11 protein-coding genes are annotated in these 12,774 nt (G+C 67.0%); 3 read left to right on the forward strand and 8 right to left on the reverse strand.

Features of this window, described 5'->3' with window-relative positions:
- Positions 1-254: 254 nt before the first annotated feature.
- Entirely contained in the window at positions 255-896 is a 642-nt protein-coding gene (locus SALPAC6_RS0100115) for a hypothetical protein (RefSeq protein ID WP_026189179.1), read from the reverse strand.
- Positions 897-1,054: 158 nt separating this feature from the next.
- Positions 1,055-1,405, reverse strand: a complete 351-nt coding sequence (locus SALPAC6_RS0100120) for a histone-like nucleoid-structuring protein Lsr2 (protein WP_018251410.1) — start codon at positions 1,403-1,405, stop codon at positions 1,055-1,057.
- 452 nt (positions 1,406-1,857) lie between these two features.
- Here SALPAC6_RS0100120 and SALPAC6_RS0100125 point away from each other — a divergent pair, with 452 nt between their 5' ends.
- Positions 1,858-3,408, forward strand: coding sequence for an MFS transporter (locus tag SALPAC6_RS0100125; protein WP_018251411.1), 1,551 nt, complete (start codon positions 1,858-1,860; stop codon positions 3,406-3,408).
- Between the two features lie 4 nt (positions 3,409-3,412).
- Here the strand turns inward: SALPAC6_RS0100125 and SALPAC6_RS0100130 are convergent, their stop codons facing one another.
- The 5 genes from SALPAC6_RS0100130 to SALPAC6_RS0100150 all read right to left on the reverse strand — a co-directional run bounded on the left by SALPAC6_RS0100130 (position 3,413) and on the right by SALPAC6_RS0100150 (position 9,602).
- Entirely contained in the window at positions 3,413-4,204 is a 792-nt protein-coding gene (locus tag SALPAC6_RS0100130; RefSeq protein ID WP_018251412.1) for a YaaA family protein, read from the reverse strand.
- 152 nt (positions 4,205-4,356) lie between these two features.
- Positions 4,357-6,753, reverse strand: coding sequence for an arylsulfatase (locus SALPAC6_RS0100135; protein ID WP_026189180.1), 2,397 nt, complete (start codon positions 6,751-6,753; stop codon positions 4,357-4,359).
- Positions 6,754-6,813: 60 nt separating this feature from the next.
- Complete coding sequence (locus SALPAC6_RS0100140) at positions 6,814-7,488, reverse strand: hypothetical protein (protein ID WP_026189181.1); 675 nt, start codon at positions 7,486-7,488, stop codon at positions 6,814-6,816.
- A gap of 131 nt (positions 7,489-7,619) precedes the next feature.
- The gene (locus SALPAC6_RS0100145) at positions 7,620-8,885 is read right to left on the reverse strand and encodes a DUF2254 domain-containing protein (protein ID WP_018251415.1); all 1,266 of its coding nucleotides are present in this window, start codon (positions 8,883-8,885) and stop codon (positions 7,620-7,622) included.
- Positions 8,886-9,092: 207 nt separating this feature from the next.
- A complete protein-coding gene (locus SALPAC6_RS0100150) occupies positions 9,093-9,602 on the reverse strand; it encodes a GNAT family N-acetyltransferase (RefSeq protein WP_026189182.1) in 510 nt (169 codons plus the stop codon).
- A 258-nt stretch (positions 9,603-9,860) separates the two neighbouring features.
- On the opposite strand from SALPAC6_RS0100150, the gene SALPAC6_RS0100155 reads away from it, so the two are divergent.
- On the forward strand, positions 9,861-10,331 hold the full coding sequence (locus SALPAC6_RS0100155) for a DUF6328 family protein (protein WP_018251417.1): 471 nt from the start codon (positions 9,861-9,863) through the stop codon (positions 10,329-10,331).
- On the opposite strand, the gene SALPAC6_RS0100160 is transcribed toward SALPAC6_RS0100155, so the two are convergent.
- On the reverse strand, positions 10,321-11,256 hold the full coding sequence (locus SALPAC6_RS0100160) for a formylglycine-generating enzyme family protein (RefSeq protein ID WP_026189183.1): 936 nt from the start codon (positions 11,254-11,256) through the stop codon (positions 10,321-10,323). The genes SALPAC6_RS0100155 and SALPAC6_RS0100160 overlap by 11 nt on opposite strands.
- 247 nt (positions 11,257-11,503) lie before the next feature.
- On the opposite strand from SALPAC6_RS0100160, the gene SALPAC6_RS0100165 reads away from it, so the two are divergent.
- A complete protein-coding gene (locus tag SALPAC6_RS0100165; RefSeq protein WP_033666728.1) occupies positions 11,504-12,721 on the forward strand; it encodes a globin domain-containing protein in 1,218 nt (405 codons plus the stop codon).
- Positions 12,722-12,774 lie beyond the last annotated feature (53 nt).

Genomic DNA, 12,774 nt, shown 5'->3' on the forward strand with positions numbered 1-12,774 from the left:
CCATCCCGCCGGCTATCCCCGTCCGGGTCAGCGACCCGTCGCCAGAAGGCTCTGAAAACGTGCGTTCGGTGTGCGGAGCTCCTAATAAACACACGTTTCTCAGCGCAAAGTCGATCTTACGCTCACCTTCGGCATGCCTGTCAACACCTGTGTCGCGGGCACTCGCGGTCTCGACACTGTCGTTTACATCACCAACGGCAACGATCACACTGAACAACACGGGGAGCGGGTGTTTCCGCCCGGGCTGCGCGTCTCTACGTCTTGAGGAGCAGCGCTTCTGCGCCGACCGGTCGGAACCCCGCCGCCTGGAACACCCGCACACTGCGGGCATTGCCCGCGGCCTGCTGCGCCCAGACCGGCTGCCCGGTCGGCACCAGGTGCCGAGCGGCCGTGGCCAACGCGCGTCCGAGGCCCGCCTCGCACCGCCCCTCGTCAACCTCGATCGCCGCCTCCCAGCGGCCGGCCACACCCCGGCCGAGGATGACCACTCCCCCATCGGCTGCCCAGGCCCGGATGTCGTCCCGACGCTGGCGCGCCCTGACTTCCCGAGGATGAGTAGCGTCGGCTAGCTCGGTGAGCCGCAGCGGGGGTGCACCCGCCAGTGGGCTCGCGACCGTCAGTAGGTCGATCGTGTCCATGGCACGTCCGGTGCGCTCGAGCAGTGCAGCCAGGAAGCGTGGATGCATTGTGGCTGCCAGCCGATCACAGTCGAGAGCGGCCAGAGCTTCACGGACCCAATGCGGATCCTCGTCGGTGAAGACCACGGAGTGGGCAGTGAACGCGATCACCCCGGCGTCGCGGTCGCAGGGCTGCGGCAGCACGGTCGTCCCGCCGTCCGGCGGGGGGAAGCGCCCGGCGGCCACGGCGGCCAGGATCTCGGCCAGCGTACCTCCCATGGTCATTTCCCGATGGTAGAGCCCTTCTCCAAGCGAAGAGGCTTCGCCGCCCGGCCAGGGCGAGGCGGGACACAGCGAAGGGCCCCAGCCCGGGGCCCTTCGTGCTGTGTCGGGTTGACTCGACCGTCGCCATTACTGGCGAACCGACCGCCCGCCATTCACCGCTTGTCGTACGCCTCCATCACGCCAACCGGGATGCGCCCGCGGTCCGAGACCTGGTATCCGTTGGCCCGCGCCCAGTCCCGGATCTCCTCGTTCCGCGCGCGGGTGGAACGCTGCGCGGTCGCGGCGGCTCCCCGCACCGCCCTGGTGATCCCACCGTGGCCGCTGGCCCTGCCGACGCGCTGGCCAACGGCGATATAGGGGGCGAGCGCCTGCCGAAGCGTGGATGCGTTCTCGTCCGAGAGTTCGATCGTGTATGCCCTGCCGTCGAGACCGAACTCAATCGTCTGGTCGGCCTCACCACCGGTTAGGTCGTCAATCAGTTGGGTGATTACCTGTCGCGCCATGCTCGGGTTAGCTCCATTTCACGAGTACGAAGACGAGGACATTAGCATCTAGACAGGGTGGTTGCTAAAGGACCCACAGGCGGGTTTCGCTGGGCCACCAAATCTCTCCCGTGGGTAGCGGTTACCACACCCGCCGTGGCTGTTCCTGAGACCACCGATCCCGGGCCACCAAGCGCCGGCGGCGAAGTTTCTGGAAGCCGCTATCCCGCCTACACGCCGCGCCATGTCGAGAACCGAGGCCACCAATTGCGGGAACGACCACTTTTGTCGTCGAGGTTGCGGGCCTCGCATTCCCGCCGGCACCGCGCCCGCCGCCAGGCTCCCCCGGCCGCAGCGCTTGGCGCCCAACGCACCGCCATCGCCGAAAACCGGTCCGGCCCGCGGGCCGGACCGGCCCGGCCACACCTAGTTTACGGACACCTGGTAGGGAATTTTCCTATATTGTCCGGGTCATGCACTCCCGGTCCCGCCGGTCATCGCCGTCCCGACGGGCCGCCCTGATCAGCCTCTGCACCGCCGCCACGCTGGTGTGGCTCGCGTTCTCCAACCTCGGGGTGGCGTTGCCGACCATCGCCACCGAGCTGAACGTCAACCTGACCGACATGCAGTGGGCTAATAACGCCCTGAGCATCTCCTGCGGAACACTCCTGTTGGCCGGCGGTCGCCTCACCGACCTCCACGGCCATCGAAAGATGCTGCTGCTCGGCCTGGTGATCTTCGGTGTCGCCGCCCTGGCGACCGCCTTCACGCCCAACCTCGCCGGCCTCATCGCCGGCCGCGCGTTGATGGGCGCCGGAAGCGCACTCATCCTGCCCTCCACCCTGGCAATGATCCCGGCGCTCTTCGAGCGGACCGAGCAACCCCCGGCCTTCGCCGCGTGGGCCGCGGCGACCTGGGCCGGCCAGGCGGTCGGACCGGCCATCGGTGGAACCCTGACCACTCTGCTGGGCTGGCGGTCCCTGTTCTGGTTGACCGCACCAGTGGTGGCCGTCCTGTACGTCGTGACCAAACGACACGCACCCGAGGCGCACAAGGGCCGCGGACGGGTCGACCTGATCGGGCTGTTCACCGGGGCCGGGGCCGCACTGTGCCTGCTCTTCGCGCTGACCGAGGGGCAACAGGTCGGCTTCAACGATCCGCTGATCATTGCTCTCTTCGGCGCCACCGCAGCGCTTACCCTGACGTTCGTCTACGTCGAGTGGAGAGTCACCGACCCGCTGGTGGATCTGCGGCTGTTCCGCACCCGCAGCTTTGACGGCGCTCTCATCGTCAACCTGACGATGAACATGTCCTTCGCCGGCACCCTCTTCGTGCTGTCTCTCTATCTACAGGACGTCCGCGGCTACAGCGCGTTCGCGGCCGGCCTGCTCCTGGTTCCGGCCGCCGGAACAATCCTGGTGTTCAACGCCGTCGGCGCACGGATGATCACCCGACACGACGCCCGCTCCCCCTCGATCTGGGGTCTCGTCCTGGTCGCCGTCGGCTGCTTCGCCATCAGCGCCCTGCTGCCCAGCCTCTCGGTTCTCGCGGTGATCCTGGGCCTGCTCATCATCGGTGTCGGGCTGGGCATTCTCTCCGTGCCCGTGGCCGACACCATCGTTGGCGGCCCACCGGTCGCCCTCGCCGGCGCCGCCTCGGGGCTCTACAAGACCAGCAGCATGTTGGGGGGCGCACTCGGCGTCGTCCTGCTCACCGCCGCGACCAACCGCTTCGGTCGGGCCGAGGCAGCCCCGGTGAGCACGGCGGCCGGACTCACCGAAGCCGAGTCCAACCAGGTCGTCAACGCGCTGACCAACTCCCAGACGGCGACCGCCGTCCTCGACAAGCTGCCAGCGAACGAGCGGAGCCTCGTGATCGCGGCCTACCATCAGGCATTCTCGGACGGAGTGTCAACCGCCCTCGTGTTCGGTGGCGTGATCGCGGTGATCGGCGCGGTGCTGGCCGCCTGGATCTGGCCCCGCCAGCGAAAGGCCCGCGGCCCGCGGCAATCCCAACAGACCTGACCGCTCAGCCCAGGTCTTGTCGTCGGACGCTGAGCCCCTTACCCCCAAACTCCTGACAAACGAAAGCAGGCTGGTGGGGCGTACTGAGCGCCGGTGCGTAGCGGTAGCCGATCTCGGCAAAGTCAACGATGTCCGCCGGGTCCTCAACCTGGGCGGTCAGCAGCCACCGGGCGAAGGCACCGCGGGCAATCTTGGCATGCACGACAACGAACCGCGGCTCGCCGGTCTTCGGATTGACCGTCAGGAAGCGGGGGCTGACAAACCGGTCGCGGGGCAGAAACCGGGTGACGGTCCGGTTGTACTCGATGGCGGCCAGATCAATGATGACGCCGGTCGGCGGTAGGCGCCGGGCAACGGCATCGCCCCAGAACTGGTAGAGGTTGGCATACCGCGGGTCCGGCAGGCGATAGCCCATCTCCAGCCGGTAGGGCTGGATGCCGTCGTCCGGGCGCAGAATCCCGTACAGCCCGGAGAGGATTCGCAACCGACCTTCGGCGTACGCCCGGTCGGCCGGGGTGAGGTCGCGGGCGCGGAGCCCGCTGTAGATGTCACCGGCAAAGCTGTCGATCGCCGGTGACTGCCGTTCCGGGTCGGTGCCCCAGTCGGCGAAGAGCCCGTGCGTTCGGTCGGCCAGCTCCGGGGAGAGCGCCATGACGGCGGCGAGCTGCTCCACCGAGAGGGTCTTCAGGTACGCCGCCAGCTCCTCGGCCCGGTCCCGTAGGGCGGGCACGGTGAGGGTCGCGCCGCCCTGGGGCGCCGGTCGCATCGCCTTGGAGGTGTGAATCAGAATGATCATTTTCGCCTCGTGCCGAGATCAAGATCCCCTGAGCATAGCGGCCCGATCGGAACTCGCTCACCTCCTCGGACAGTGCGTGGGGGTATCCCGCCGTCCGGCGGATACCCCCACGCCCGAGCTCCGAGCCAGCCCGTCGAGGCTGGCGGTCGCACTCAGTCCCGGGACATCATGGCGGCCGCCTCCCGCTCGACATCGACGTAGGCCTCACCGGAGACATCCGCGATGACCTGCTTGATCGTGGCGCCGGTCAGCTTCCAGGGACGGGCACCGGAGTAGTCATAGGTGACGGGAGCGCCGCGGTCCTGGCCGACGTTGAAGCCTTCCCCGGCGAGCGCGAAATTGCCGAGTTGAGTCTGCATCCCCTTGCACTCACCCACCTTCTTCTTGCCGATGAACAGCGAGGCGGTACCGATGCAGGCACTGGGCCGGTCGGAGTCGGGCGGAGTTAACATCTTCTCCTTCTCGAACGCGATGCCGAGCACCACCTTCCCCTTCGGCACGTCGATGTTCGAGGCGATAACCTGTTCCTTAGACCCCAGGTAGTTGTAGACGTACTTCAGTTTGCCGTCCTTGAGGTAGAGAGCGTGCCCGCCGAAGTTGGAGCCCTGCGCGAAGAGGACACCTTCTGCGTCGGGACCATCGATGACGACATCGGCCGCCAGGATGTAGGAACGCCCCCGAATGTTGACCGCGACCGCCTCGGGGACCTCCAGCGTGTTCGGATAGTAGACATAGTGGTCTCGCGACGGCGCGACCTGCGGTCGCGGCGTGCTGAGCAACTCGGCGATGGGCCGGTCGTCCACCGGTAGACCAGAGAACTTGCCAGCCTGGTGATACCAGAGCGCCACCAGCTCCGCGGCCAGCTCGGGGTGCTGGTCAGCCACGTTGTGGATCTCGGCACGGTCGACATCGGTGTGGTAGAGCGCCCACTGGTCCAGACTGAAGTGACCCCAGTCCGCCGGGGAGCTCGGGTGCAGGGCGTCCACCTTCCAGCCGTCCCGCCACAGCGCCCGCGTGCCCAGCATCTGGTAGAACTGGCTTTGCTTCGCGGTCTTGGCCTTCGGCTTTTCGAAGGTGTGTCTGAAGCTGGTGCCCTCCAGCGGCCACTGTTTGAAGCCCTTGACCGTCTCCGGCAGCTCGATGCCGAGGCAGTCATACACCGTGGGCACGATGTCGGTGACGTGTGTGTACTGGTCGCGTAGCTCGCCTTTTGCCTTGATCCCCGCCGGCCAGTGCACGATCATCGGGTCGCAGATTCCCCCCTCCCACACGTCCTGCTTGAACAGCTTGAACGGGGTGTTGAAGGCGAAGGCCCAACCGGTCGAATAGTGGTTGTACGTGCCGGGAGAACCAAGAATATCGAGCATCTTGATATTCTCGTCGATACTGCTCGGGACGCCATTGAAGAACGTGTTCTCATTGACGGCGCCGTCCGGCCCGCCCTCACCCGACGCGCCGTTGTCTGAGATCACGAAGATGAGGGTGTTGTCCAGCTCTCCGGCGTCCTCAAGATAGGAGATCAGCCGGCCGATCTCGTGGTCGGTGTAGCTGGAGAAGCCGGCGAAGACCTCCGCCATCCGCGTCTGCAGCTTCTTCTCGTCGTCGCTGAGCGACTCCCACGGCCGTACGTCGCTCGTGGCGGGGAATGGTTTGCCGTCCGCGCTGCGTACGTCGCTGAGCGGGTTGATCGGTGCGAGCTCGGTCCCCTTCGGGAGGATACCCATCTTGATCTGCTTCGCCAGGATCTTCTCGCGGATCGCCTCGTAGCCCATGTCGAACTTGCCCTTGTACTTGTCGGCCCAGGCCTTCGGTACGCTGTGCGGGGCGTGATTCGCACCGGGGCAGAAGTACATGAAGAACGGCCGGTCCGGGGCGGTCTGCTTGGCGTCGCCGATCATGCCGATCGCCCGGTCGACGAGGTCGGCGGTGAGCAGATATCCGTCCTTGCCCTCCTTCCACTCGTCAATACTGACCGGATCGGCGGGCTGGTCGACGAACTGCTGGTCCTGGACGAGGTTCGGGTAGTACTGGTTGGCCTCTCCACCGAGGAAGCCGTAGAAGCGTTCAAAGCCACGGTAGGTGGGCCAGTTCCGCTTGGAGGAGGCCATGTTGGTCTCGTCTTCGGCGACACAGTGCCACTTGCCCAGCGCGTAGGTGTTGTAGCCCCGGTCGCTGAGAATCTCCCCGATGAGGGCCGCCTCCCCGGGGATGTGCCCATTCATCCCCGGGAATCCCTGGGTCGCCTCGGCGACGCAGGACATGCCGACGGTGGTGTGGTTACGCCCGCTCAACAGCGCGGCTCGGGTGGGCGAGCAGAGCGCGGTGGTGTGGAACTGGGTGTACTTCAGTCCGTTGTTGGCGAGCTTACTCATGGTCGGCATCTCGATGGGCCCACCGAAGAAGTCCCAGGAGCCGAATCCCGTGTCGTCCCAGACCAGGACCAGCACGTTGGGCGCGCCTTTCGGTGCCTGGGGTTGGGCGTAGGGGTCCCAGTCCGGCGTCGAGTCCGCGGCGCCCAGGTTGATAACGCCCTTGAATTCTCTACTCATGAACGGCTTCTCCTTCTCCCGCTCCGCGGCGGGACACGCGACCTGCCCGTACTTTGCCAATCAACTCTTCGCGGTGTCGGATGGCGCCACCTGGCCGGTGACCAACATTCGGATGCTCACCAGGAGAACCCAGGCGGGGAAGATGAGCGTGAACCAGAGGTTCTGGTTGGTAACGACGAGAAGCAACACGGCGAGAACGTAGGTCAGGATCCAGAGCCACTTCGGCATCAGCCGGGTCTTGAGCCCCACCGTTCCGAGAGCGATCATGAACACCGCGGCCATGCGTACCGCGTAGACCCCACTCGCCTCAAGCATGATCGAACGGCCGAACCCGACCGTCTCGGTACCCAAGGACTGGGACCCACCTTCGGGGACACCCTCCAAAATGGCTCCTGCGACCACGACGGCGACGAATATCATGGCCAGGAAGAGCACCCCACTCCCGATGAGCAGGGTGGAGAAGAACCAGTCTCCCAGGTTTCCCATGTACTCCCGCACCACGCCCATGAACCAGAGGAAGAAGATTCCGGCGAACGGGATCAGGAACAACGCCACCCGCATCCGGCCAGCTTCTTGTCGCACCCACTCCACATCGGCGAAGGGCTCCTTCGGCAGGGCCGACCGAAGCAGGATAATACTAATCGAGAAGACCACTGCGAAAAGTATTCCTGCGACCGCGACCCCGCGCGGGTTTCGGAGCGCCCGAAACGTCTCTTGATCAGAACTCTTGCCCATCGGCAACACCCTTCACCAGCCGTTTCCACTGTCCCATGGAATGCGCACACCTCCTTTTCTCGTTGTACCAGAGAACGGGGCAACAGTGGCTGGAATGCGTCCGACCGCATGCTGGGCTCGGATTCGCAGCCTCAGCCCCGCCCCGGACCGCCGATTCCCTGCCGGTCCGACACCACGGCCCGGTCGTGGTCGACCTTGCCCCCGAAGCTCGCGGCCAGGGTCTGATCGAGCCGGTCGAGCTCGGCGTCCACCGCCGGTCGCCGGTCAGCCGGAAGCACCTCGCGAAGGTCTTCGAGCATGGCGCGGAGCCGCCGCAGCACCTGGACGGAGCTGGCCCCGTACTCGCGGATCTCGGTGACCGCCAGAGTGAGGTAGTCCTCCCACGTCCGGCCGGGCACAATCAGGCGTGGCTGGCCGGATTCGTCGCAGTAGCGCACCGTGCCGAGGGGCTGCTTCCCGATCATCCGGAGCAGTTCCTCCAGGTAGTCCATCATCTGCACCGCTGTTGTCGGATCATTGATGGCCGAGGAGAGCGCCCGCGCCGCGCTGTCCACCAGTATCCGCACCGGAAAGGCCGGATCACGCTCGATGGTCCGCTCGGTACCCATGGCCACCATGGCGTGGATCTGGCCGGTGGAGTCACCCGACGGCCTCGTTCCGAATATCTCCATCACTGGTTGCCCGGTGATGACGTAGTCGCCGGCCGCCACCTTTGATCGGAGCTGACAGCCGTGCTGGCTGGCCCAGCGGACCAGGGCTGCCTCATTCAACGCCTGCACCGATCCGGATCGTTGGGCCTGAATCACCACAGTGGGCTCCCCGGCCGGTTCCTCCTTGGTCACCACCGAGCCGCCCGTCTGGTCGCGCGCCGCCATCAGCTTCCGGGCGGTCCTGGTCACGTCGGCCGCGACCGCCACCGGTCGTAGTTGATGCACCAAGTGGTTGAGAAAGACCACGAAGAGCACGAAGCTGACGATGAGGCAAATCCCCGAGATACCGACACCGAGCGGCGGGATATCCGCTGACCCACCCAGAACAAGGAGCGTGAAAGCGAAGGAGACGGTCCCGAGGATAAACGTCACGATGGCCAGGTGGAATCGGTCCCGGTACAACAGCCGCAGATAGCGAGGAAAACTGTCGGCATGGAGTTCGAGCACCACCACGCTCACGGACACCACAAATCCGGCCAGCACCCCGGCGACCTCGACCACGATCGTGAGGAGCTCCTGTGCCGCGGACAGCTCGAACTCCCACGCCGAGGGCAGGGGAATGACGGCGTCAACCTCGCGGACCACGAGGGCGAGTAGCCCTCCCGCCACCAGCCCCAGCAGCGGGAAGAACCACAGGCTCCCCACCAGGTTCTGGCGGATTCGGAAGAACTTTGCCCACAGCATCATCGAACTCCTCGCCGCTTCGGGTAAGGACCCGACCGGAGCGTGCTGACGACCCGCCGCCGCATTGCGCTGGGGCAACCGATGTCTGCGGTTGTCCGCTGAGGGCCGGAATCACCCCTGGACCGAGCGGCTGTATGTGAGCCTTCCACACGTTCCGGCTCCGCTTGGGCGGAACCGTCAATCCGGCCGCGGCGGGCCGTCGTTCCCGCGCTACCTCGAGCAGGTGTAGCGGACGGTGGTCAGCCGGTGTCCGCTGATCTCGTAACTGCCGGTCGCCCCGTCCAGGACGAATCCCCGGTGCTCGTAGAACCTTCGGGAGCTGTTGTTCGCCGCGGCGCACCAGAGCCGGACAGTCGCTGCGTCGAGTGGGGCGATCGCGGCGTCCAGCAGGGCCGCGCCGACCCCCTGACCTTGGAGCTCCGGCAGCACGTAGATCGCGTAGATCTCGGCGAGTAGCGGATCCTGCCGGTCCGGCCCGGCCATCACCACACCGACGACCCGGCCCGGGGTGAACGCCAGCAGCGTGCTCCGGGCCGGGTCCCGCCGGCTGCGGAACCGCCGAGCCCAGTCCGCCTCGTCCAGGGACGCCAGCACCTCGGTGGGCAGGAGTTCCGCGTAGGCGGCACGCCAGCTCCGCACGTAGACCGCCGCGACCGCCGCCGCGTCCTCGGCGGTGGCCGGCCGGATGGCAGCACCGTGGGTCGGTTCTGCACCATTCATGATCACGATTGTGCCCCAGACCGAGAGCACACCCGAGCCGGACCCCCACACCACCGGTGTCGGTGCGTTGGGCGATTTCCGCGGCGAGGTATCGCATTGGTGCCAGACTGTGACTGGACGGTACGGTTCCACGCACAGCTCCCCACCCGCAGGGACGGTCGACCGTGGAAGCCCGGGAGACGCCGACGGGAACGAGCGTGGTGTGGAAGGGGGCCCGGCTCCCGGCCGGCCCGGACCACACTGAGTGCGGAGGCAGGGGTGGCGGAGAAGACGGAGACCCGCTGGCGGCGCCGGTACACCGAGCTGTTGCAGGAGCTGCGGATCGCGCAGACGGGGGTACAGATCCTCTTCGCCTTTCTGCTCGCCCTCCCGTTCAGCTCCGCGTTCGGCGAGACCACCACCTTCCAGCGGACGCTCTACATCATCTCGTTTCTCGCCACCGCCGCCGCGGCGGTGGCGACCATCGCCCCGGTGGCGTTCCACCGGGCGCTGTTCCGGCAGGGGCGTGATCCGGAACTGGCCCGCTTCACGCACTGGATGACCACCACCGGCTTACTGCTGCTGGTCTTGGCCGTGGTCGTCGCGGTACTCCTCGTCACGGATTTCGTCCTCGAGCTGCCGCTCGCGCTCGCGCTGACCGGCCTGACCCTGCTCTGGCTGCTGCTGCTCTGGGTGCTCGTGCCGTTTGGCCGCAGCCGGACCGACAGCGACTCCGGTGCTAGCGGATGACGCACCGGAAGCCGAGGTGGCAGGTGGAGGTGTCGATCGCTTCACCCTGCCGGGCCGCCGGCCGATACCGCATGCAGTAGTTGGGGGCGCACAGGTGGGATCCGCCCTTGATGACGTGGCGAGGAATGACCGCGCTCGGTCCGTCGGCGGTGACCGGCATCGTACAGCACGCCTTCGCAGACGGGTCAGCGGGGTACGAGAAGACGTCCCGGGTCCACTCCCAGACGTTGCCGGCCATGTCGTAGAGGCGGTGACCGTTGGGCGGGAAGGCTCCCACCGGCGAGGTTCCCGCGTACCCGTCGAGAAGGAGGTTCTGCCAGGGAAACGCGCCCTGCCAGGTGTTGGCCATCATCGTGCCCTCGGGGGCGAACTCGTTGCCCCAGGTGAAGGCGGCACCGTCGAGCCCGCCACGGGCGGCGAGCTCCCACTCGGACTCGGTCGGGAGTTCCTTGCCGGCCCAGGTCGCGAAGGCCACCGCGTCGGAGTACGCGACGTGGGTAACCGGGTGCAGCTCTCTGCCGTCGATGGTGCTACCCGGCCCCTCGGGATGACGCCAGGTCGCGCCCGGCGTCCACGACCACCAGTTGCGGTAGTCGGCGAGGCTGACCGGGCCGGAGGCCTTACGAAACACGAGGGAGCCGGGGACGAGCAGCTCCGGGTCGGCGTCGGGATAGTCGGCCGCCGTCGGTGCCACCTCGGCCATCGTCACGTGGCCGGTCTCCCGGACAAATCGATCGAAATCTCGGACGGTCACCAGGTGCTGGTCGATCCAGAACCCGTCAACCTCGACCCATCGGACGGGCCCCTCTTCCGGATAGAAATCCGCTGATCCCATGCGAAACCGACCGGCTGGGATCCAGACCATCTCCGGAGCAGGACGGGTCGTCGCTGGTGAGCTGAGCGCCTCGTGTACCACACCCCTCACCCTAAACCACCCGAAGCGCGACAACTCGGTGATTATCGGATCACGCGGATGAGCACGGCGTTGCGGGCGGGAATCCACCAGCAGCACCGGGATGGGCGATCGCGCCGCCGCGCAGAATCCAGGACCTTCGGCCCTGATTTGCGCTGTTGTGTGTCTGTTCGGTGGAACCAGGGTCACGTTTCCGCAGACTCGACCGGGAGGCGAGCCGAGGAAACCGCGGCCTTCACACCGATCGATGCTCAAAGGAGTGGTCTTGCTCTCGCAATCCTCAGCAGCAGTGGTAACGGCGACCCTGCCCGCTGTGCAGGCGCACGGTGAAGCGATCACCAGCCGTTTCTACCAGCGAATGTTCAAGGCCCACCCGGAGCTACTGAACATCTTCAACAAGAGTCACCAGGCCACCGGGGAGCAGCCAGCCGCGCTCGCCGCCTCCGTGGTCGCCTACGCCGAGCACCTCATCGGCGGCGGTGACGACAGGTCGTGGGAGCTGATCCTGAGCCGGATCGCGCACAAACACGCCTCGCTCGGCATCACCGCCACCCAGTACACGATCGTCGGCCGACACCTGCTCGCCGCGGTCGGCGAGGTGCTCGGTGAGGCCGTGACCGCCGAGGTCGCGACGGCCTGGGACGAGGTGTACTGGCTGCTCGCCTGCGAGCTGATCGCCCGGGAAGCGCGGCTCTACACCCAGGCCGGGGTGGGCGAGGACGGGTCGGTGTGGCGGCACTGGCAGGTCGTGGAGTGCATTCAGGAGACAGCGGATGTCGTCTCCTTCCGGCTGGTCCCGGCCGACGGCGGCCCGCCACCCACCTTCACGCCCGGGCAGTACGTCTCCGTCGCGGTCGACCTGGACGGCGGGGGGCAGCAGATCCGGCAGTACAGCCTCTCCGGCCAGCCCGGCGCAACCTACTGGCAGATCACCGTCAAGCGGGTACGCGCCACCGGCGACGCCCCCGCGGGCGTGGTCTCGACCCTTCTGCACGAGCGGGTGACCGCCGGTGACACGCTCCGCCTCAGCCCGCCGTTCGGCGAGGTCAACGCGGTCGGGGATGCGGGTCCGCTGCTGCTGGTCAGCGCCGGGATCGGCCTCACCCCGGCGATGTCGGCCCTGCACCACCTGGCCGCGACCGAGACCGACCGGGAGGTGGTGCTGGTGCACGCCGACCGCAGCGCCGCCGCGCACGCCCGCCGCCACGAGCTCCCGGATCTGGCGGAGCAGTTGCCGAACCTGTCGGTGCAGCTCTGGTACGAGGACCCCGCCGAGGGTGCGTCGGATCGGCTGAAGGCGGAGGTCAACGTCGGCCGCGTGGACCCGAGCCGGATCCCGCTACCGGCCGGAGCCGACATCCACCTCTGCGGGCCGGTGCCGTTCATGTACCAGGTCCGCGCCGAGCTCCTCCGCCGAGACGTGTCGAAGGACCGGATCGGCTACGACGTGTTCGGCCCGGGGATGCTGCGCGACTGAGTCCCTCGGGCTGATCCCATGGTGGGATCCTTCGGGCTGACCCCACGGCTGCC

Source organism: Salinispora mooreana (assembly GCF_000379065.1).
GTDB classification, from domain to species: domain Bacteria; phylum Actinomycetota; class Actinomycetes; order Mycobacteriales; family Micromonosporaceae; genus Micromonospora; species Micromonospora mooreana.

What these genes read in the sequence shown, in the direction of transcription:
- SALPAC6_RS0100115 (WP_026189179.1), bottom strand. Translation starts at nt 896, where the DNA reads ATGGGAGGTACGCTGGCCGAGATCCTGGCCGCCGTGGCCGCCGGGCGC.
- SALPAC6_RS0100120 (WP_018251410.1), bottom strand. Translation starts at nt 1,405, where the DNA reads ATGGCGCGACAGGTAATCACCCAACTGATTGACGACCTAACCGGTGGT.
- SALPAC6_RS0100125 (WP_018251411.1), top strand. Translation starts at nt 1,858, where the DNA reads ATGCACTCCCGGTCCCGCCGGTCATCGCCGTCCCGACGGGCCGCCCTG.
- SALPAC6_RS0100130 (WP_018251412.1), bottom strand. Translation starts at nt 4,204, where the DNA reads ATGATCATTCTGATTCACACCTCCAAGGCGATGCGACCGGCGCCCCAG.
- SALPAC6_RS0100135 (WP_026189180.1), bottom strand. Translation starts at nt 6,753, where the DNA reads ATGAGTAGAGAATTCAAGGGCGTTATCAACCTGGGCGCCGCGGACTCG.
- SALPAC6_RS0100140 (WP_026189181.1), bottom strand. Translation starts at nt 7,488, where the DNA reads ATGGGCAAGAGTTCTGATCAAGAGACGTTTCGGGCGCTCCGAAACCCG.
- SALPAC6_RS0100145 (WP_018251415.1), bottom strand. Translation starts at nt 8,885, where the DNA reads ATGATGCTGTGGGCAAAGTTCTTCCGAATCCGCCAGAACCTGGTGGGG.
- SALPAC6_RS0100150 (WP_026189182.1), bottom strand. Translation starts at nt 9,602, where the DNA reads ATGAATGGTGCAGAACCGACCCACGGTGCTGCCATCCGGCCGGCCACC.